Genomic DNA, 20795 nt, shown 5'->3' with positions numbered 1-20795 from the left:
AAAACAGGGCCTGAAAAGATTTATTTTGGGCAAGCCGGCATCTGACGCTCTTCCGGCATATTGACATTCTCCCTCATAGCGCTGGAGCAAATTTGAACATTTGAACCATTAAGTAAAATTTTTACGTCTTTTATGCCTTCATTTCCGTCAAAACCGACCATATAATTACTGATTTGCTTTCTGACGTTCGCTATATTTACGGAGTTGGCGTCAAAATCCTCACTTATTTCTACGGAAACATCGACGCCTTTCTGTCTCAGCGAACTTACAAGCTCCAGTAAAAAGCACATTATTCCGGGGTCCGTCAGAGCACAGATACGGCTCACAGTTTCATCGGCCTTTTTCAAATCTCTTATATATTCTAACACCCTGTCGTATTTCTTGAGCTGGATAAATCCGTATATTAGCTGAAGGTGGTTCTGAAAATCATGCCTGTACTGTCGGAAAATTTTAAATAAACTCCACCACTCCCTGTAAAGATTTTTCCTGCAGGCATCCTTAAAAGTCAACAGGCTCCCCGCGGTAAAAATGAGCAAGCATAATCCTGCGGCGGTCCTTATTAAACCCCCGTTGCCAGGTTTGAACAGCAGTGATAGCGATGCTGTTATGTTGATCAGGGCCTGGGTGCTTATAATTAACAGAAAAGTTAACCTGTTCAAAAACCCCAATCCTTTCCAATCTAAATAAAATTTCTATAGCTTAATTCTATATCTCCTTATTAATTTCCTCCTCCCCTTTTTACAAACAAAAAAAGCCCCAAAAAAGGGCGCCCCGAACAAATAAAGCTCCGTAAAGGAGCTTACATTTCAGCGTAAACACTCACCACTTTTTTATCCTTTCCTCTCTCCTCGAACTTCACATACCCATCCGTTTTTGCAAAAAGGGTATAGTCCACTCCCATCCCCACGTTTTTACCGGGATATATCTTTGTTCCTCTCTGGCGGACGAGAATACTGCCGGCAGTGACATACTGGCCGTCGTATCTTTTCACGCCCAGGCGTTTAGACTCACTGTCCCTTCCGTTACGGGTGCTTCCCATTCCTTTCTTGTGAGCAAAAAGCTGCAAATTCATCTATTGCACCTCCTTTTTCATCTTCACCTGTACGTGTGAAGGGTATGATTTAGACATGTCTACAAGGCCCAAACAAATGGTTTCAATTATAATAGAAGATCTTGTATAAGCATCTTCATTTATATTCTCCGGAAGCTTCAGTAAAAAGTACCCTTCCCTCTTTTTTACCAGAGGTCTGACACCCGCAATCTTTTCAAGGCCCAGAGCCGCCGTTTCAGCCAGCGCCGATACGGCGGCACATACTATATCCCTTCCGTATTCGGCATATCCGGCATGGCCGGATATCTCCAGCCTCTTAAACTTTTCGCCGGCATCCCGTACAACCTCGATCCTTATCATGCTATCCTTCTATTTTTTCAATCTTTATTTCCGAAAAGGGCTGGCGATGGCCCTGCTTCCTGCGATAGTTTTTCTTGGGCTTGTACTTAAACACAATGATCTTATCGCCTTTGCCGTGCTTTAAGACCGTTGCCGTAACTTTTGCGTTCTCAACCCAGGGTTTCCCCACCAAAAGCTCGCCGTCCCTGGAAACGGCCAGCACTTTGTCAAATTCGACGACCTGCCCTTCAGCAGCCGCCAGCTTTTCAACGCGGATTATATCGCCTTCGGAAACCCTGTACTGTTTACCGCCGGTCTCAATTATCGCATACACACACATCATCCTCCTTTAACTCGCCGGGAATCCAGGTAATATTTTTAAGACCTGTCCCGTGCGGTGGCCGGCGCAAGTCACCACCCATGCTATTTTAACACAAGCCGGGCCTATCTGTCAACGATTCCGCATTTGCTCTCCTCCGGGAAATCGCCAGACAAGTGTTTTTAACGGCTCTCTGGTATCCTGATTTTTTCTTTCAGAGGCCGCTTCCTTAAAGTCGATGACCTTTTCTTTAAACCTTTCCCTTTTCGAATGTTCGTCTTCATGGTTTGACTTCGTGTCTTTCTCCACCCGCCCTGCTCCGTGCACTAATGAGAGAACATCACTCTTGAGCTCCGGATGGCCCGGTTCCCCTTTATTGTCCACGACTTCAGCATTCCCGGCATTAATGGATGCGACATTGCCCATTGAAGTTTCATCGAAATCTTGCGGGGCAGTATATCCTCCGGTACTTTTAACCCCCGCATTATCTGGACCTCTTTCTGCTGCTACTCTGGAAATAGTGCTTTTATTGCCCTCCAAAAATATTGCAACCCCTAGGACATTGGCAAGCAATAATAAATATGCCAGCGACGCTCTGCTCTGCCCGTCAGGGTTGATTATCAGGTCCTTTATGCAAGACATATGGAACCCTCCCATTTTAATTTTTTCCGCGCACCCGCTATATATTAATACTTATATATATTATGCCGCCACGGTTTTATTCGTGATTGTTACTAAAAAAAATTAAAGCGGGCCTTGCCCGCTCATCCGACCAGTGTCAATATTGCCAGCACCAGAAAAATTATAAATATATCGTTAAAAAAGTCTATCTCTTGCGTGTTTATTTCGCCCGCCGTCTCTGCAACTTCCGCTTTTGCATTTTCCGCAGTAAAATTTTCCACCTACAACCCCCCTTAACCTGTTTCTACTTATAAATTATTCATCCCCCATCAATTAAGTTACGCTTTATCACATAGTCATAGTACCTTCTTCGGTTTCCACCACTTTGAGAATCTGTTCTTCTTGTCCGTTTACTGCGTTGAAATAAATTAAGTATCGCTCGTCTTTCAACCTGGCGTCTACTTCATAACAGAGCTTTTCGCGCAGTGCGGGATCGGGTATCACCGCAAGCCTGACCCTTTTCACGTTTAAATTCCTGTTCAATTTTTTCACGACATCCTGCTTTGTAAGTTTAACCTGCGGGAGATTGCGGCTCGTATGAAACGTCAAATATGAAACGGCATCAAATCCGACAACCTGGCCGTTATCCAGGGCCACCTCGACTTTTATAAAATCGGGATAAAGAAGTATTTCGCCCATCTTTGGCACAAAAGTTATTGTCACCGTATTATCGTCTCTCAATGAACCGGTAGGCTCCATATCGCCAAATCCCCTGACCATCAGGAAATTTCTGGCTCTTTCAACCGCCTGCCTGATGTCCAGTTTTTTTTCGCCTATGTCCCGGGTGTTTAAGAACCAGATTACATGGCCACCGGTCTGGCTCACGTCCATGACGATTTCCGGCGAGCTGCTCCCGGGCCTTGTAAATTCAATGTTATATGCGGGCAAGACCCCCCTGGTTCTGCCGGTTATGTTAATGTTGTAATTGCCTCTTTTCTCACTCCCGATAAACCTCTTTGCTATTTCTATAGCCTCCGTGTCGTTCACCGGTTTACCTGTTACCCCCCTGGGCTTTACGTTTTCCACATGGTCTGAAAACGGCCCGTCATAAGTAATGGTTGGGGCTTCCTCTTTCAACTTTTTATCTATCCGCGCAAAGCTATCCGCCATGCCCTGAGGTAAATTTTTTAACTTCCCCACGGTAAAACGCCGGCTTTCCCACCTTATCCTGCCGGAGGCTACGTTATCCTGGAGACCGCGAAGTTCTCTGCTCAGAATCTGAATATTTTTTTTAAATACTTCCATTTTCGACCATTCAGCGTCCGTTATACTTTCTTTTGCAACAACTTTCTTGGCCAGGCTGTAAGAAAAATCCCCCAATTGGGCGAAAAATTTCTGGCTGTATGTCATGTCCCGGTCCCCCAGCGGCAGTTGAGACAGACTGTCCCGGGCTGCTTCGGCTTGATGCCACAAGGTGGTCAGGGTCATTATTCTCTGCAAATCCGAAGAGGTAACCATGCTCTTTGATATGAGTAGATTCAAATTGTTCACCTGGTCGATCAGATTGTAAAAACCCCGCTGGTATGCCGCCTCCAGTGCATTTTCCGCCGAATATGCCCTGTTTGATATAGACCAGAACCCCAGGGCCAGGCCGAAAAGCACCAGAAGGCTTATAATCCATACATATGCTTTTTTCAACAATATCCCTCCATCGATTTTTTTATCTTCCGAACACATGCCTGCCTATTCGCGTTATTATGCGGCGAGTCCAGATCCAGGGGCTTACCCTTTTATAGGGGTTCCAAAAATACAGACTGCCGTAAGTGGGATCCCAACCGTTTATGGCATCCCGAGCTGCGTTAAAATTGCTTCTTGAAGGATATTTTGCCCAGATTTGGCCGTTTCGCACCGACTCGAAAGCGCCCGGCTGAAAAATAACTCCGGGAACCGAACCGGGAAATCTGGGATGCCTCACACGATTCAAGATTACCGCGGCCACTCCCACCTGGCCGACGTAAGGCTCTCCGCGAGCCTCACCGGAAACCAGCCTTGCCAGAAGCACATAATCGCCCCCCCTGGCTGAAACGGCGTAATTATTCGCCAGACTCTGGGTTTGTAAAGCCTGTCTTCGGTTTAGCGCAACGCCTGTAATCATCAGGGCTGCCGTCAGCATAAATATCACTGCCATTTTAAGCTTTTTAAATTTTAATATATGCATATCATCACCCTCCACGGTTTTGTTTTTAGTTTGCTTCATTTTTCAGCGCTTATTCCGGCACCCTTTTAACCCTTTTATTCATATAATAATTTAGAAGAGAAACCTGCAAAGGGGGTATTTGAATGAAAATCGCCAAAAACGATAATCCCGAAAACGACAAACCCGACGGCAATCCCCGGCCAAAGCCCAACCCCTTTAACCTTTTTTTAATTTTAATATTATTGATTAATTCCTTTGGAACGTCGGAAGAGACTTTGAAAAATTTCAGAAAGAAGCGTCATTTTTGATAATAGGGAGGGAGAATATTGAAGATGCTTTCCGTATCCGAAGATGATCTCCAGCTTTTAAAAGCCATAAAGCCATTTATGAGCTCAAAAAGTCAGGAACTGCTTGATATAATGGTAACGGTTTTTAATGTCTTCAAGCCTCAACAACCGGACCAAAAAATTAATTTAGACGCGCTGACAGAGCTGTTGACTATGATTCACGAGTCCTTCGAAGCAGAAAAGATGGCGAAAGTCAACAAAGCCAGTCAGCACAACGACGAAATACCTCAGGTTTCCAAAGATGTACAAAATCTGTTAAATATTTTGGCCGAACAGGACGGTAAAAGCATTTAGGGTAAACACTGCCGCAAGTAAATCCCTGTGTTTTTAAAAGCAGGGAGGCCGGCGTTTGAAAAACCCGCTTCCGCTTCAAAGGCGGTGAGCCCTATTTTTTTGTTCTTTTTTGCATTCATAAAGGCATATATTAGAACTGATAACATTCATGGAGGTGCAGGACAGTGTGGCAGGACATGGCGAAAATGGCTAAAGCGTTCCAGGAGGAAATCGTACGGATGAAAAAAAACCTTGAGGAGGCCCGCTTTACCGGTGAATCCGACGATCAAAAGGTGGTAGTAGAAACCAACGGTCTTGAAGAAATCGTGAATGTCACCTTTTATATGGATGAAATAAGTCCCGACTCAAAAAGAATTTTAGAGCAATCAATCGTACAGGCAACAAATAAGGCCTTAACAGAGGCCAGGAAATCTTTGCAGCAAAAAACCCGCGATTTAACGGGTGGTTTGAATTTTGAAGATTTCCGATAAGTGGGGGCGGTGAATATGGCCGAAAACGACAACAATACCGCAAGAGCCGACTTGCTTGCGACCATTTTGGAAGTAATTCACGGTCAACGGGGGCAAAATATTAGCGAGCTTGTAAGCCTCCTGGCTTTAAGCAACCTGCTGGGCATTATAAGCTTTTTGAACTCGCAAGACCTAAAATTCGAAGTAAAGAGTTCCGGGTCAAAACCGGGAGTTTCGGAACTGAAAGAAATGGCGGCAAGCCTGCTGGGATCTATGGGCGGCGGATCATCGGATAAAAAACTAAATCCGGCTGTGCTCTTAAACTTGATGAAAGCCCTTTCTGCCGGAGAGGGTTCGGGCTCAGAGACAAAAAACGGCGGTAAAACGGAGGACAAAACAAAAAACAGCTGAAGCCGTGCCTTAAAAGGCACGGCCCTTTTATAGCGCCGTGCCTCATTCACGAAACACGGCTTATTGTTTTAGTCATCGGCGAAAAACAGCAAGATCAGTATTAAAAACAGGGCGAAGGCAAATCTTCTTCCGAAGAAACCAAATCCATCTGCCATTTATTCTCCCTCCCATGTGTTTAGTCATCGGCAAAAAATAGCAGAATTAGTATCAGGAATAATGCAAATGCCGCTCTGCCTCCAAAAAACCCGCCGGGGCCGCCAACTCCACCGCCCATCTAAAATGACCTCCTCCCTTTTGCCAATTTTATATTTGATTGGGTGTAGATTGCCATCCTGCCGATGGTAACTTTACTTTATCCGGTCCTGATATAATATATGCAATAGGGGTTTTTGGGGTTACTAAAAAAGCCGCCAATAAAATAAATACATCGGCAAAGTTATGCTGCAATTTTCGTTAATTAACTTGATTCAATAGTTAAAAAAAATCCGGGTAATTTCCCCGGTTTTTATCGAAACTTTATTTAAATTAACCTTGCTTTTGCATAAGTTCTAAAAGCCTTATAAATCTCCACTCTCGCCTTTTCTCCCAGAAGTGTCGCACCTTCCTCCACATCTATAATGTACCCGTCTACACGGGCTATTCCGTCCTTCGGGTTAGATGCGTGTACTTCGTCGATAAGCACGTCTATTACCTGCCCTTCCCGAACGGGCATGGCAAGGCTCTCCAACTTTGCCTTGCTCCCCACGGCCTTAACCCTTATTTCTTCCGGATGAAGGCTTTCGTTGCCCCTGATAAAAATGTATTTTTCAAATCGACTTTCCAGCTGGGCAAGGCGGTTCCCACCGGTACCTATAACCACCGAAGCCACCGATGGATGCACTTCCAGGAGTACCGCTTCCCCCTTTCTCTCCCGGAATATCCTGTCAAGTTCCCGTTCCACCTTTTTAGCCACAGTTTCTTCGGAGAGTATCCTTCCCTTTCCATCACAGTACGGGCATACTTTTTCCAGCACTTCATCCAGGCTCTGCCGCACTTTCTTTCGGGTCAATTCTACAAGCCCAAGCTGAGTCAGCCCCAGGATATGTGCCCTGGTCCTGTCTTTTTTCAGTTCCTCCTCAAGAGCCGAAATGACCATTTTCTGGTGCTCGTGTGACGCCATGTCAATAAAGTCCACAATAATTATCCCCCCTATATCCCGAAGCCTCAATTGCCTTGCGATTTCCCGCGCGGCTTCCATATTGGTTTTTAAAACAGTATCCTCAAGGTCTATGCTGCCCACAAATTTGCCGGTATTAACGTCCACCACCGTGAGGGCTTCGGTTCTATCAATCACTATATACCCCCCACACTTCAACCAGACCTTTCTCTGTAACGCCCTGTCGATCTCGGATTCAATATTAAAGTATTCGAAAATCTCCTCCTGGCCGCGGTAAAGGGTAACCCGTTCCCGCAACGAAGGTGAAAGCACCGATAAAAGTTCCATTACCTTTTCATATTCGCCGGGATCGTTTATGTAAAACTTATTTATCTCCCGGGTAAAATAATCCCTCACAATTCTCCCTATAAGGTTCATGTCTTTATAAATGAGCCTTGGCGAAGTCCCGCCCGTCTGTCTCTGGATGATGCTGTTCCACTGGAGTTTTAAGAAATCCATATCCGCCTTTAATTCATCTCTGCCGACCCCTTCGGCAACGGTTCTCACGATGAGCCCCATATGAGGCGGTCTTATTTCTTCTGCCAGAGCTTTCAGGCGGTTTCTCTCTTCTTCCCTCTCGATGCGTCTGGAGATTCCCACATAGTCCACCATCGGCATTAACACCAGGTATCGTCCGGGAAGGGTAATATTAGTCGATACCCTGGCGCCTTTGGTGCCTATGGGTTCTTTTACAACCTGCACAAGGACGTCCTGGCCCACCTTCAGCATGTCGTTAATGGACATTTTTTTTAAACCTTCTATAAGTTCTTCATCTTCTGAACTATGAGCGTCTATGTGTAGATTTATATCCCCTGCATATAAAAAAGCGTTTTTTCCCAGGCCTATATCGACAAAGGCTGCCTGCATGCCCGGCAGAACATTTGCCACCCTGCCCTTGTAAATGTTCCCCACAACCCGTTCACTGTAACTCTTTTCCACATAAATTTCCACCAGTTCCCTGTCTTCCAGAACCGCCACCCTTATTCTATCCCTGTCAACATCGACCACAATCTCCTTTGACATATGCTGATCAGCTCCTCGCAGCAGCAAAAATTTCGAATAGAGGCAAAGCGGATGCGCCCGGTTTTAAAGAGGGGATATCCTTATCTGTCCTTTTTTTAGAAAAAGGTCCAGCCTGTGAACCAGGTCTAAACTAAGCTCCTTTGAAAGTATTCTGGAAAGCTCCGAGACTATGACCTGGGGCTGGACGCTTCCCCCCTGCCCCGTAGATAGCTCCATCCTGAGTTCAACTTTTCCGCTGGAGACGTTGACGATACTTATGTTATCAATCAGCGGCGCAATATTCACCCTTTTTGTTTTATCCTTTAAGACCTTGTCTACAATTATATTCGTTTGACTCAATAGAGACGTAACGGCGCTTTCCCAGTCCGCGGCAGCCGCACCGCTTGAGACTATCACTTTGTACAGGGCTCTGTTGATCGCCGATAAGGGAAATTTCCCGTCGGCAAAACCGACTTTTTTTATTTTAATACCTTCAGGCAAAGCGGAGTTTAACCGGCAGCCCACTTCGTCAGGGGCAATGTTTTCGTAAAACTCGGCATCAAAATATTCTCCGCTACTCGTAATCCCGACCGGCAGCGCCGAAGCAAAAACCATCCTGGGATGAGGAGTAAATCCATGGGAAAAAGCAAGAGGCAGCTTTGCCCGCCGCATCGCCCTTTCAAAAGTGCGCACGGTATCAAGATGTGATATAAATTTTACCGGCTCGCCTTTCTCAAACTTCACTCTTATTTTCACAAAATCCACCATCCTTCATGCGTTTAATCCCGCAAGCATGGCAGCGGTCAAACCTGCAATCGGGAGTAACTTCTCCTCTTCTGGCTTTCTCCCTTTCTCTGAGCAAAAACCTTCTGTCGATGCCCGGGTCCACAATCTCCCAGGGGAACAGTTCATCATTCGCCCTTTCCCGATAGGCGTAAAACTCAGGCGAAACTCCGGCGTCGCGAAATGCATCCATCCACTTTTCAAAAGAAAAGAGATCGCTCCAGCCGTCGAATCTGCAGCCCTTTTCATGGGCTATCTGTAAAACCCTGTTGAGTTTTCTATCCCCTCTTGAAAAGACCGCCTCCAGAAAACTCAGCCTCCCATCGTGCCAGCTGTAAAAAATATTTTTGCCCCTGAGCATCTCCTTTAAAAACTTCTGGCGTTTCTCTATTTCCAAAAGAGGGATCTGGGCCTCCCACTGAAAAGGGGTAAAGGGCTTGGGCACAAAGGTGGACGTGCTGACGGTGACTTTAAGCCCCCGGGTGTGGCCGTTGACTTCTCTGTAAACATCCACCACAGCCCGGGCCAGTTCCGCAATACCTGCAATATCCTCGTAGGTCTCGGTGGGGAGGCCTATCATAAAATAAAGCTTAACGGTATTCCAGCCGCATGAAAAAGCATCTCTTACCGAAGTCAGGAGGTCATCGGCCGTGACACCTTTGTTGATTACATCCCGGAGCCTCTGACTTCCCGCTTCAGGCGCGAATGTAAGGCCGCTCTTTTTAATCTCCTGGACTTTACTGGCCAGGTCCAGCGAAAAAGCGTCAATTCTGAGCGAGGGCAATGAAATACCCACCTGGCAGCGGCGGAATTCATCTGTCAGTATTTCCGTCAATTCTTTAAGTGCCGAGTAGTCGCTGGTGCTCAAAGAGGTGAGAGAAATTTCTCCATATCCGGTGTAATTTATGATATCCCTTGCCAGCTTCTCCAGACGAGCCACCGACTTTTCCCTGACGGGTCTGTATATCATGCCCGCCTGGCAGAACCGGCATCCGCGGCTGCACCCCCTAAAAATTTCCAGCATGGCCCTGTCATGGACTATGTCCATGTAGGGCACCACAAATTTGGTGGGGTAATATGCCGTATCCAGATCTTTTATCACCCGCTTTTGTATCCTTTCGGGAATTCCGGTTTTTTTTGGCGAAAACCCCTTTATGGTCCCATCATCATTATATGTAACATCGTAAAGAGCCGGCACATATACTCCGGGGATGCTTGCGACCGCCTCCAAAAACTCCCTTCTTTTACCGCCTCTACCCTTACAGGCTTTGTATAAATCCATAATCTCGAGGATGACCTCTTCCCCCTCACCGATGACAAAAAAGTCAATTATTTCAGCCAGGGGCTCGGGATTATAGGCGCAAGGTCCACCTGCTATTACAATCGGGTGGTTTTCGTTCCTATCCGCCGAAAAAATGGGGATGTTGGCCAGGGCCAGCATATTTAATATGTTACTGTAGCTCATCTCATATTGGAGGGTGAATCCCACAAAATCAAACTCCGAAAGAGGTGTCCTGCTTTCAAGGCTGAAAAGGGGCACTTTATTTTCTCTCAGGAATTTTTCGAAGTCCACCCACGGCGTAAAAACCCTTTCGGCGTATATATCATCCCGCTCATTTAACAGGTGGTACAATATCTTTATCCCGAGATGGGACATCCCCACTTCGTATACATCCGGAAAAGCCAGGGCTATATGAACTTTTACACGGCTTTTATCCTTATGGATGCTGTTATACTCATTGCCTATATACCGTGTCGGTTTTGAAACCCTTGGTAAAGTATTTTCCATGAAATTATCTATATTCAATGTGACGCCTCCAGACCTTTTATCATGACATTCTTTATTTATTATTCCCTCTTTATTATATCAAGTCATCTACCTTAATGTCTAATCCCTGTTGAAGAATTTTGTTAAAAATTTCCGTTTCCGTTAAATACTTCTTTATGTGCATCTGGTCATCCACTACAAAGAGCAAAAAATACCTGTGGGGAGTAAACATGTAAAGTACATCCCTGACGGATGCCCCACCGGTGGCAACTGCGGATTCTATCGGCAAACATCCTTTTTTGAGCAGACTTTCCCTCTTTTTTGCCACCTGTTTTATGAAAGCGGCGGGCGCTTCATTCTCCTCCTTCAATGCATGGGCGAATAAAAAAATGCCCGCTATGACAAAATTTAATAAAAACCTTTTTAAAAAAACTCCCTGAACGACGGCTGCGACAACAAGCAACATGGATATGATTTTACTCACTCTGCAGGCAATTCGGATTGCGGATAGATAATTCAAATACCGCCGAAGCCATACAACAAAAATTCTCCCGCCATCCAGAGGAAGAGCAGGGACCAAATTAAAAAAACCCAGTATGAGCTGGTAATTAATCATGGTATTTCCAATTTGACCGGAGAGGATTTTTTGGCTTATCAGATAAAAAAGAAGAACTGAGGCGGCAAAATTGAACATGGGGCCCGCCAGGGCGGTGAGTATCTGGTGTTCCGGCAGGGCTTCGTCAAAACTTTTTATCTTAATCCTACCGCCGAAGGGCAGCAATTCCAGCTCGTCAACCTTGAGCCCCAGTTCCCGCGCCGACAGCAGATGACCCATTTCGTGAAAGCCCAGCGCCAGAGCTAAAGACAGAACATCATTTAAAAAACCCGCGAGCGCAGCCGAAACCAGGATAAAAATAAAAAAAAAGTCTATCCTGATCCTTATTCCCGCCATTTTTAAGGTCATACAATTCCCCCTATTATGGCTTTTTTGGAACATGAATCCATTTTTCCGGATCCTGGGGTTTACCGTCTTGCCAGACCTCGAAGTGGAGGTGAGGTGTCTCCGCAAGACCGCTTTTCCCAACGGCTCCTATTATATGTCCCTGTTCTACCGGTTCCATCTCCTTGACGTAGATGTCTTTAAGATGGGCATAGACGGTCATCAATCCGTTTTCATGCATTATTTTTACAACTCGCCCCAATTCATATTGCTCTTCCACGGAATAGACTTTGCCGGCCATGGCGGCTTTTACGGGAGTCCCCTCTTTTTGGACAATGTCAATCCCATTATGCATTCTTTCCACCTTTAAAACGGGGTGCATCCTCATACCGTAAGTTGAAGTTATTTCACCGGCGACAGGAAGAATAAACTGGCCGGCCCCCAGCTGCTTGAAAACCGGTAATTCCTCCGCCTTTTTTGGAATCTCACGGATTGCCTTTGCCAGGTCTTCATAGTCATAACTGTACACGAAGAAATAATAGTTTATTCTGGAAAGGAGGAAATCTGTAAAGGGAGCATCAAACCTTTTTAACATCAACACGGCTATCAGGATTGTCATGCAAACGATTATTTTTTTCAAATGAGTGCTTTCAAGCCACAACTTCTTCTTCCATGGCCGCTCATAGTAATACACAAAAGACACCCCCACACATTTCTTATATATATCTATTTTGGTGAGGGCTCGTTTATTACAAAAAAAAAGATAGATGGACTATCTTAAGTCTTTTTCACCATTTTAAAATTAGAATAAGATCTTCTGACGGCGCATACCCACATTCAATACCAGCCCCACAGCCATCATGTTCATGAGGAAAGAACTCCCTCCATAGCTCATAAAAGGGAGCGGTATCCCCGTAACCGGCATAATGCCGAGAGTCATCCCGATATTAACCATCGCCTGAAACGTCCACATTGTCGCAATCCCTATTACCATGTAAGTGCCCAGCAGATCCCTGGCCTTGAATGCCACCTGAATGGTTCGGTATATTAAACTGAAAAACAAAACAAAAAGAAAGAGGCCTCCTACAAAACCCAGTTCCTCACCCAATACAGCAAAAATAAAATCGGTGTGCTGTTCCGGCAAAAAGTCCAGCTGGTTTTGGGTTCCCTGAAACAACCCTTTGCCAAAAATCCTGCCGGAGCCAATGGCTATTTTTGATTGAATGACATGGTAGCCGTCTCCCAAGGGGTCTACGTTGGGGTTGAGAAAAACCAGAAGCCTTTTTTTCTGATAGTCCTTTAAAAAATGCCATAGAACCGGGGTTGAAAGAATGCCCGCGCCTATTACTTCCCCCAGCAGTTTGTAACTTATCCCACCTATAAAAAGCATTCCGAACATAATCGCCATCAGCACCAGGGAGGTACCCAGGTCCGGCTGTTTCATGATGAGAATCATGGGAAGTGCCACATGCACAAAAATGGGGGCCAGATCCCCGATGCTATTTAAATGCTTTTTTCTTTCTATGTGTTTGGCCAGTGTGATAATGGTCGCAAGTTTGGCAAACTCCGAGGGTTGAAAACTGAAAGGGCCGATCGGAATCCATCTCTGAGCCCCCATGGTTTCTTTACCTATAATCATTACCGCAAGAAGGGCCCCTATATTTAAAACATAAATTATGCTGGACCACTGAGCTATGGTATGGTAATCCAACGCCATTACGAGCATCATCGCCACCAGCCCCAGGCAAAACCATATTATTTGCATTTTGGCGTAGTGAAAACTACCTCCCGGAGCGGTGGCATGGGTGGCGCTGCTTATTATCAAGACGCTCATAACCGTTATGAGTATAATGATTATCAAAATTGGGTAGTCAACGTTTTTTAAAAGCTTCGGATCCATTTATAAATCCTCCCAACAATCCGATAACCATTATACCATAATCTGAATCCGTTCATAAATATTTATTTTCTAAGGCAAGTTTTTCCAGTATATCTCCACCTCGTCCCCGGATTTTACAGGGCTTGTAAAGCCCGCGTCGAGGCCGTTTATTTTCATCACAAGTTTTCCGGTCATTCCCTCGGGCTTGAAGGAAATGATGTTAAAAATGTCGCTCAAAATCAACTCCCTTCTCTTTACAATTATCTCGGAGTCATCTGCTATATCGTCATCGGGGGACGCCGGGCTGCCGTTCATCGTTATATGAGGATCCACGCTGAACTCCCGCCCGTTTATCTTTATCCACATCTTATCTTCATCCCTCAGAAAGTCTCTTATCTTCGCCCGGGCGTCTTCGCCGCTACAGGCAGGTTCAAATTTAATTACCGCGTTGTCGGCCACCTCGGCGTTCAGGCCGACTTGCTCTCCATCCATGGTAACAACGGCCGGCCTCGGAGGCTTCCCTTTTACTATTTTCAGTTCTCCGTTTAATTTAAAGGTCAGAGCCATGCCCGGCCTGCCGAAAATATCGGCGGGAGCTATCCCCCCGTGCAGCAGAGCGTTTAACACCGTCGGTTTTTGCTGACCCAGTATATTGATCAATTTTTCATTGACACGCACCTTTATAAAAGATAAATTTGTACCTTCAAGGGCATTTACCGCTATGCCGATGGGAGTTACGGCAAAAGGCCCTGAAAGCCCTTCTCCACCTTTGACGAAATTAATGCTTTCTCTGTCGCGAATTCCTACCCTCTCCTTTGGCAATTCCAGGTTGGCTGCTATGTATTCCGTAAGGCCGGGCATGAGGCTTCCTCCTCCAACACAGAGAACCGCAGCCGGAGTTTTGCCGTTTAATTCCACTATCTTCCTGGCTATTTCCGAAGACAGCTGAAATACAGCAGGTTTGATAGCTTCCAGTACATCCGCAGAGGGAATCTCATGCTCCTGGCCGAGGATATCCCGGAACTGTATGCGATCTTTGGTCAGGAGTTCCCTCTTCACCCTCTCCCCTTCGTCGAAATCCAGAAGAAAAGTCTCACATATCTTTTCGGTTATCTCATCCCCGGCCATGGGCACCATTCCGTAGGCAAAAATGCTGCCATCCCTCGACAGGGCTATGTCCGACGTACCGGCCCCGATGTCCACCAGGGCGATATTGAGCTTTCTCATATTGGGCAGGACCACCACGCTGCTGGCAGCTATCGGCTCTAAAGTAATGCTGTAAAGCTCAAGATCACATCTCTTTAATACGGTGAGAAGGCTTTCCACCACCGCCCGCGGAAGAAATGTGGCAATTATTTTTACAGAAATGCTCCTCCCTTTTTGACCGAGCAGGTTATCCAGCGGGTCGTCCTCCAAAAACCATTTTATTACACTGTAACCCACACAATGGTAATTTTCAAAGGTCCCGGAGCTGTTTTTACCCGAAAGGGTTTTCACCGCATTGGCCAGTGCATCCACCTCGAGACTCCGGATATCATCCCCGGTGATTTCCACGTAAGGGGACGTCTCTTTACTGGCGGCGGCCTCCACCGTCAAAAGGGCCCTGCCGGCAGCGGCTACCGCGACTTTTTCCAACCTGTGCCCCAATTTCTTTTCCAGGGATTCCTTAACACGCCGCACATTCCTGGCTACGGCTTCCACGTCGTGTATCTGGCCGTCGTACATGGCCCGGCTTTCGTGCTCCACCATCTCCTGCGCCAGGATTGAAAAGCCTCTGCCCTCTTTCCGGACCACCAGGCCCACGATGGTCCTGGTACCGATATCGACGGCAAAGACCTCTTGTCCCATTTTCACAGAAAAAATTCCTCCTTCAGATTTTCGCCAGGTGTTTTACCCTCTTGATTGGTATATTTGCCACAAGGGCCGGTACCGTTATATCTTCATCTTTCTGCATGCGCGTAAGTTTCACTTCAAGGCCTTCCTGGTCAATTTCCATGTAATCGGAAATCATGTTGATAAGCTGGCTCTTTATCATTTCCAAGAATTTTGGAGATACATTGGCCCTGTCGTGAACAAGTATGAGCCTCAACCTCTCTTTGGCGATGTCTTTGCTCGAAACATCTTCTTTGCCGAAAATTTTTAAAAAATCCACGACTCCCCCCCCTTTTTATCTTATGCGGGCTTTTAACCCGAACAACATTTTCAGTTTATCCATAAAGGTAGGCTCCACATTTTCCAGGGTCATCAAGGGAACTTCCTCCCCTTCCAGCCTCCTGGTTATATTTCGATAGGCCTGACCGGCTCTCGAAGTGCTGTCGGCTACGGCCGGTTCACCTCTGTTGGTGGAAACCACTATCTTTTCATCTTCGGGTACTACGCCGAGCAAGTCAATGGCCAGTATATCGATCATGTCGTCTATATCCATCATATCTCCGCGTTTTACCATATCGGGCCTTATGCGGTTAATTATGAGTTTCGGTTCTTCAAAGCCCGCGGCTTCCAACAGGCCCACTATCCTGTCGGCGTCCCTCACGGCCGATACCTCCGGTGTGGTAACGATAATGGCCTTGTCGGCTCCGGCTATGGCATTTTTAAAGCCCTGCTCAATGCCCGCGGGGCAATCTATCAAAACGTAATCAAACTCCTTGCGGAGTTCTTCGCACAATTTCTTCATCTGGTCCGGCGTGACGGCGGTTTTATCTTTTGTTTGAGCGGCGGGCAGCAGGTAGAGGTTTTCGAAACGCCTGTCCTTTATTAGAGCCTGCTTCAGTCTGCAGACGCCGTGAGTTACATCCACCAGGTCGTAAACTATGCGGTTTTCCAGACCCATTACTACATCAAGATTTCTCAGACCTATATCGGCGTCCACCAATACCACTTTTCTCTGTTTGTAAAGAGAGAGCCCTGTCCCTATGTTGGCCGTGGTCGTAGTCTTGCCAACCCCCCCTTTTCCCGAAGTAATTACAATGACCTGACTCATTTAGTTCCCTCCTTCTTCCTTTTTATACCTTCACTGTTTGGCATGTAATACGGTTCGATCACTATGATTTTATCTTTTAAGCGGGCGATTTCCGGGAATTGCGGTGCCTCGTTTTTCCCCTCAGGCGGTCTGGATATGACATCGGCAATCCGGAGCTGGGTCGGCTGGAGTTTAAATGCTGCAACTATGGCGCTTTTGTCGCCCCGGGCTCCGGCATGGGCAAGGCCTCTCAAGGCTCCCATCACCAAAATGTCTCCCGTAGCGACTATCTCACTGCCGGGGTTGACATCTCCAAGGACCACCACGGTGCCTTTATAGGTGACCTTCTGCCCGGAGCGCAAGGTCCTCTTTAAGAGCAACACTCTATCCCGGTGCGGTCTGGGGAAAATGAGGGTACTCGGAGAGCTGGCCTCTTGCAGGCTCATACCGAAATCCATCAGCAGTTTTTCCAGTTCGAAGTAATCATCCCGATTTAGCGACCCATTTTTAACCTTCAGTCGGGCTTTACCTCCGATAAAAAAGTCCCGGCCTCGCTCCAGCTTTTCGTAAATGGCGTTTTTTAAGTATTGAAAATCCATATCGCTTTCAACAATTATGGTTATACCATCTCTCGTACCCTTAATTATCACCGGTTCATTAGTCATGGTCAATTCCCTCCAATAGCACCGCTTACATGTATCATTATTCTTCATAAATCAGGTAATTCCTTCTTTTCCTACATAAAAAACCAGAATCTGTAAAGATTCCGGTTCAAGGTTGAACAAGGTAATCCTCCTGGCTGCTGTTGTCGTTTAAATGAAAATAAGATTCCAAGATTGCTTTTGCCACGGGACCACCGGTAACTCCTCCGGAACCGGCCTGCTCTATAAACACCACCACCGCTATTTCCGGGTCGTCAAAGGGAGCAAAAGCCACAAACCACCCGTGAGGGGTTTTCGTCAAATCCCATTGAGCGGTACCCGTTTTCCCCGCCACGGGAATAGGAAAATCTGAAAACACGGAATAGGCGGTTCCTCCGGGCAGGACCACCTGCCTCATGCCCTTTTTTATGATTTCAAAGGTTTTTTTAGAAACATCAACCGTACCGCCAACTTCAGGCTTTTTTTCCAAAATGACTTTGCCGCTGGCATCTACGATGGATTTTATCAGGTGCGGCTTCATCCAGTAACCTTCATTGGCTATGGCCGCAACGTAATCCGCAATCTGCAGTGGTGTGAAGCTGTGATAGCCCTGTCCTATGGCCGCATCCAGTGTCTCGGCCGGATACCATATCTTATCCTCGGCTCGTTTGAAGACGGCGGCTTTATACTTTCTGCTGGCGACCGTACCGGCCTTCTCCCCCGGCAGTTCTATTCCCGTAAGATTTCCCAGACCGTACATCCTGGCGTACTTTTCAATATTGTCTATTCCCAGCCGCCTCCCCATTTCATAAAAGAATATATTGCAGGACTCCGCCAGGGCTTTCACTATATTGACCGTTCCGTGGCCACCGGGTTTCCAATCTTTTTTGGGTGCAATAGTCCAGTATACGCCGGGGTCATAGATGTATTCTTTCTCAGTGGTTACCTTCTTCTCTAGAGCCGCCGTAGCGGTGACCATTTTAAAGACCGAACCCGGCGGATATGTGCCGGCGACCGCAAGGTTGACCATGGGCTTCAAAGGGTTGCGGGATAATTCATTCCATTCTTTCTGGGTAATACCCCGTGCAAACATATTGGGGTCAAAATCCGGGAGGCTGACCATGGCCAGGATTTCACCGGTTTTAACATTGAGCGCCACCACTGCTCCCCTTTTCGCGTTGGGAAAAGGTTTGTGCCTGTCCGTTTGGAGCTTCAGCATCTGTTCCCTCAGGGCGTTTTCAGCCACCTGCTGAATTCTGGCGTCAATTGTTAAATTGACGGTGGCTCCCGGCACGGGTTCCTGTGTTCCCAGCACCTTTATGGGCTTTCCCGTAGCGGTTACCTCCACCTGCTGGCCTCCGTCTTTTCCCTTCAAATAGGGTTCCAGCACCTTTTCAAGGCCCATCTTGCCTATTAAATCACCGGGCCGGTAGCCTTTATCCTTCAGGGCGTTCAGTTCTTCCCTGTTTATTTCCCCCACATATCCGTATATATGGGAACCTATATTGCCGTAAATGTAGTTCCTTATAGGTTCCACTTCAATGACCACCCCCGGAAGGCGGCGCTCTTCAATCCGGGCAATGGTTTGAAAATCCACATCCGTTTTTAACCGCACAGGCATGTATTTTTTATATCCCTGATCCCTTATCTTATTCTTAAAAGTATCATACCGGTAAGACGCCAGCACCACCGTGCCCGGTTTAAGGTCAAACTCAATCTCCCCGGAAGAGAAATCAACTTTTAAAGGAACAACCTTCCTGCCGGTAGACTCCTCAACAATCCTGACGTCGCCGGAATCCAGCCTTCCATCTCCATTGCCGTCGACAACCGGCACCTGGTTGAGATATATCTTTCTATTTTCGTCAATTGTGTACCTTTCGTTCGATACATCGGTATATGGCTGGATCTTAAGGATGTCGCTGAGAATCTTAAAAACTTCTTCCTGTTCTTCCTTTTTTGAATTTACATTCATGTAAGACACGGTAAAGCTGGGTCTTGAGTTTACCAGATCTCTGCCGAACCTGTCTTTGAACGTTCCCCTGGGGGCGGTAATCGGAATAAGCCTTATTCGGTTTTCCTGGGCCAGTTTTTCATATTCGTCACCCTTCACGATCTGAAGCATGGACAACCCTGTAGTTAGAAAAATGAATACGCACACCACAACCGCCGTAAAAACTTGAAGCCGTTTTTCCAGCTTTTTTACGTCCACGATAATCCCCTCAAGACAGAGATTAATATTTTATATTGAAATAATAGTCAAAAAAGCGTTCCAACTTGACAACCAAATGATATATAAAGGGCGAAATTAACATATTAAAAAGGGCCGTCGGAAATACGACCGGCATAAAAAAATTCCATGGCTGATTAATCTGGCCGAGAAAAGTGCTGATTAACATGAAAATGAGGTTATAAATAAAGGAACCCAGAAAAGTGAGGCCCATGGTTATAATAGCCGGGCCTTTGTATATATCGCGAGACCCGTATCCTGCAATATAACCGGTGAGAAATTTAACCAGGGCGTTGAACCCTAAAAACCTTCCATATATTATATCTTCAAGCAATCCGCTTACCAATCCAAAAAACGCTCCTGGATATTCTCCTTTTACCAGAGCTACGCATAAAATAAAAACCAGCGGTAAATCCGGCCGGATTCCCCCTATTTGGAAAAAAGCCATGACAGTAGATTGCAAAATAATGAGCAGAATTACAATAAGAGCGTACGACATCACCCTCATGGTCAATTCCCCTCCCGGATGATTCCCCTGTTCTTTATCACAAAGACCTGCTCCAGTTTTTGGAAATCTACTGCAGGCTTCACTATGGCATATTGCATAAGATCATAGGGTTCCTTATCGGCTTCTACTATCTCGCCTATTACGATTCCTTTGGGTATTATTCCTCCAAGCCCGGAAGATATCACCACATCCCCCTTGAGGAGATTGGCATCCTGAGGTAAAAACACCATTTTGACATATCCCCGGGGAGCGGGATCTATGGTGCCCTTCAAAATGCCGTTATCCCTGGTTCTCTGGATCATGGCGCTTACCGAACTCCGTCCGTCGGTTATGAGAAGTACTTTGGCGTAATTTTTACCCACATCGATGGTATACCCCACCAGACCCTTATCAGTAATTACCGCCATGTCTTTTTCTATACCGTTCCCTGTTCCCTTATCTATTAAAATCACGTTGAACCAGTTGCCCGGGTCCCTGCCTATAACTTCCGCCGCTTCGAGGTCATACTGGAAGCTGCGCTGTTTCAACCCAAGCATGTTTCGCAAATTTGCATTTTCCTGCTGATATTCCAGAAATCTCTGCCTGTACTGAGCAAGTTCAGCCACCTGCTTTTTTAGCCTTTCATTTTCCTTTTTCAATGAAAAAAATTGCGGTATGGAGTCAAGCCCACCCTTAATGGCGAAACTCACATTTGACAAAACTTTTTGAACAGGACTCAATACGGCTATAACCGGGGCGCTTATCCTGTTGAAAGCGCTGTGGTTTTGCGAAGTAACATTTATGAGTATTACCAGAGCGGTCAAAACCGAGAACAGCAGCCACCATCTCCTGTTCTTAAAAAGACGCCGCAAAAAAACCACGTCCT

The 20795-nt window shown here is 46.3% G+C and carries 25 protein-coding genes; 4 read left to right on the top strand and 21 right to left on the bottom strand.

What is annotated here, in order from left to right:
• Positions 1–20 precede the first annotated feature (20 nt).
• From ACKX14_RS03235 to ACKX14_RS03200, 8 genes are all read right to left on the bottom strand, one after another.
• A complete protein-coding gene (locus ACKX14_RS03235; protein WP_422444601.1) occupies positions 21–659 on the bottom strand; it encodes a Spo0B domain-containing protein in 639 nt (212 codons plus the stop codon).
• 140 nt (positions 660–799) lie between these two features.
• Positions 800–1072 carry a 50S ribosomal protein L27 gene (gene rpmA, locus ACKX14_RS03230; protein WP_422444599.1) on the bottom strand — a complete coding sequence of 91 codons (273 nt, stop codon included), beginning with the start codon at positions 1070–1072 and terminating at the stop codon, positions 800–802.
• Positions 1073–1411, bottom strand: a complete 339-nt coding sequence (locus ACKX14_RS03225) for a ribosomal-processing cysteine protease Prp (protein WP_422444597.1) — start codon at positions 1409–1411, stop codon at positions 1073–1075.
• Position 1412: 1 nt separating this feature from the next.
• On the bottom strand, positions 1413–1724 hold the full coding sequence (gene rplU / locus ACKX14_RS03220) for a 50S ribosomal protein L21 (protein ID WP_422444595.1): 312 nt from the start codon (positions 1722–1724) through the stop codon (positions 1413–1415).
• Between the two features lie 117 nt (positions 1725–1841).
• Complete coding sequence (locus ACKX14_RS03215; protein WP_422444593.1) at positions 1842–2351, bottom strand: hypothetical protein; 510 nt, start codon at positions 2349–2351, stop codon at positions 1842–1844.
• Positions 2352–2473: 122 nt separating this feature from the next.
• The gene (locus tag ACKX14_RS03210) at positions 2474–2611 is read right to left on the bottom strand and encodes a hypothetical protein (RefSeq protein ID WP_422444591.1); all 138 of its coding nucleotides are present in this window, start codon (positions 2609–2611) and stop codon (positions 2474–2476) included.
• 67 nt (positions 2612–2678) lie between these two features.
• On the bottom strand, positions 2679–4028 hold the full coding sequence (ypeB, locus tag ACKX14_RS03205) for a germination protein YpeB (RefSeq protein WP_422444589.1): 1350 nt from the start codon (positions 4026–4028) through the stop codon (positions 2679–2681).
• 22 nt (positions 4029–4050) lie between these two features.
• Positions 4051–4548 (bottom strand): cell wall hydrolase, encoded by a 498-nt coding sequence (locus ACKX14_RS03200; RefSeq protein ID WP_422444587.1) that lies wholly within the window; start codon positions 4546–4548, stop codon positions 4051–4053.
• 122 nt (positions 4549–4670) lie between these two features.
• Between ACKX14_RS03200 and ACKX14_RS03195 the strand changes: the two genes are divergently transcribed.
• The 4 genes from ACKX14_RS03195 to ACKX14_RS03180 all read left to right on the top strand — a co-directional run bounded on the left by ACKX14_RS03195 (position 4671) and on the right by ACKX14_RS03180 (position 6028).
• Positions 4671–4835 (top strand): hypothetical protein, encoded by a 165-nt coding sequence (locus ACKX14_RS03195; protein ID WP_422444585.1) that lies wholly within the window; start codon positions 4671–4673, stop codon positions 4833–4835.
• Between the two features lie 24 nt (positions 4836–4859).
• Positions 4860–5168: a hypothetical protein gene (locus tag ACKX14_RS03190; RefSeq protein WP_422444679.1), complete on the top strand. Its 309-nt coding sequence runs from the start codon at positions 4860–4862 to the stop codon at positions 5166–5168.
• A gap of 164 nt (positions 5169–5332) precedes the next feature.
• Positions 5333–5638 carry a YbaB/EbfC family nucleoid-associated protein gene (locus ACKX14_RS03185; protein WP_422444583.1) on the top strand — a complete coding sequence of 102 codons (306 nt, stop codon included), beginning with the start codon at positions 5333–5335 and terminating at the stop codon, positions 5636–5638.
• Between the two features lie 15 nt (positions 5639–5653).
• Positions 5654–6028, top strand: coding sequence for a hypothetical protein (locus tag ACKX14_RS03180; RefSeq protein ID WP_422444581.1), 375 nt, complete (start codon positions 5654–5656; stop codon positions 6026–6028).
• A gap of 520 nt (positions 6029–6548) precedes the next feature.
• On the opposite strand, the gene ACKX14_RS03175 is transcribed toward ACKX14_RS03180, so the two are convergent.
• The 13 genes from ACKX14_RS03175 to mreC form a co-directional block, all read right to left on the bottom strand.
• Positions 6549–8246 (bottom strand): Rne/Rng family ribonuclease, encoded by a 1698-nt coding sequence (locus ACKX14_RS03175; RefSeq protein ID WP_422444579.1) that lies wholly within the window; start codon positions 8244–8246, stop codon positions 6549–6551.
• A 63-nt stretch (positions 8247–8309) separates the two neighbouring features.
• The gene (locus ACKX14_RS03170) at positions 8310–8981 is read right to left on the bottom strand and encodes a TIGR03936 family radical SAM-associated protein (RefSeq protein WP_422444577.1); all 672 of its coding nucleotides are present in this window, start codon (positions 8979–8981) and stop codon (positions 8310–8312) included.
• Complete coding sequence (locus tag ACKX14_RS03165) at positions 8959–10797, bottom strand: TIGR03960 family B12-binding radical SAM protein (RefSeq protein WP_422444677.1); 1839 nt, start codon at positions 10795–10797, stop codon at positions 8959–8961. The genes ACKX14_RS03170 and ACKX14_RS03165 overlap by 23 nt, the downstream gene beginning before the upstream one ends.
• A 73-nt stretch (positions 10798–10870) precedes the next feature.
• A complete protein-coding gene (locus ACKX14_RS03160; RefSeq protein ID WP_422444575.1) occupies positions 10871–11740 on the bottom strand; it encodes a site-2 protease family protein in 870 nt (289 codons plus the stop codon).
• A gap of 13 nt (positions 11741–11753) precedes the next feature.
• Positions 11754–12410, bottom strand: coding sequence for a M23 family metallopeptidase (locus ACKX14_RS03155; RefSeq protein WP_422444573.1), 657 nt, complete (start codon positions 12408–12410; stop codon positions 11754–11756).
• Between the two features lie 108 nt (positions 12411–12518).
• Positions 12519–13616, bottom strand: a complete 1098-nt coding sequence (gene rodA, locus ACKX14_RS03150; RefSeq protein WP_422444571.1) for a rod shape-determining protein RodA — start codon at positions 13614–13616, stop codon at positions 12519–12521.
• 69 nt (positions 13617–13685) lie between these two features.
• Complete coding sequence (locus tag ACKX14_RS03145; protein ID WP_422444675.1) at positions 13686–15443, bottom strand: cell division protein FtsA; 1758 nt, start codon at positions 15441–15443, stop codon at positions 13686–13688.
• A gap of 22 nt (positions 15444–15465) precedes the next feature.
• Positions 15466–15747, bottom strand: a complete 282-nt coding sequence (minE, locus tag ACKX14_RS03140) for a cell division topological specificity factor MinE (protein WP_422444569.1) — start codon at positions 15745–15747, stop codon at positions 15466–15468.
• Between the two features lie 15 nt (positions 15748–15762).
• Complete coding sequence (gene minD, locus ACKX14_RS03135; protein WP_422444567.1) at positions 15763–16575, bottom strand: septum site-determining protein MinD; 813 nt, start codon at positions 16573–16575, stop codon at positions 15763–15765.
• On the bottom strand, positions 16572–17219 hold the full coding sequence (minC, locus tag ACKX14_RS03130; RefSeq protein WP_422444565.1) for a septum site-determining protein MinC: 648 nt from the start codon (positions 17217–17219) through the stop codon (positions 16572–16574). Before minC ends, minD begins: the two co-directional genes overlap by 4 nt.
• 106 nt (positions 17220–17325) lie before the next feature.
• Positions 17326–19404, bottom strand: a complete 2079-nt coding sequence (mrdA, locus tag ACKX14_RS03125; RefSeq protein WP_422444563.1) for a penicillin-binding protein 2 — start codon at positions 19402–19404, stop codon at positions 17326–17328.
• Between the two features lie 22 nt (positions 19405–19426).
• The gene (gene mreD / locus ACKX14_RS03120) at positions 19427–19930 is read right to left on the bottom strand and encodes a rod shape-determining protein MreD (RefSeq protein ID WP_422444561.1); all 504 of its coding nucleotides are present in this window, start codon (positions 19928–19930) and stop codon (positions 19427–19429) included.
• Positions 19931–19932: 2 nt separating this feature from the next.
• Positions 19933–20781: a rod shape-determining protein MreC gene (gene mreC / locus ACKX14_RS03115; protein WP_422444559.1), complete on the bottom strand. Its 849-nt coding sequence runs from the start codon at positions 20779–20781 to the stop codon at positions 19933–19935.
• Positions 20782–20795 lie beyond the last annotated feature (14 nt).

Origin of the sequence: Thermorhabdus hydrogeniformans, assembly GCF_049310025.1 — a bacterium.
Taxonomy (GTDB): Bacteria; Bacillota; Thermosediminibacteria; order Thermosediminibacterales; family Tepidanaerobacteraceae; genus JBJYKD01.
The sequence above is the reverse complement of the archived record's forward strand: the minus strand, read 5'-3'. Positions and strand labels throughout refer to the sequence as shown.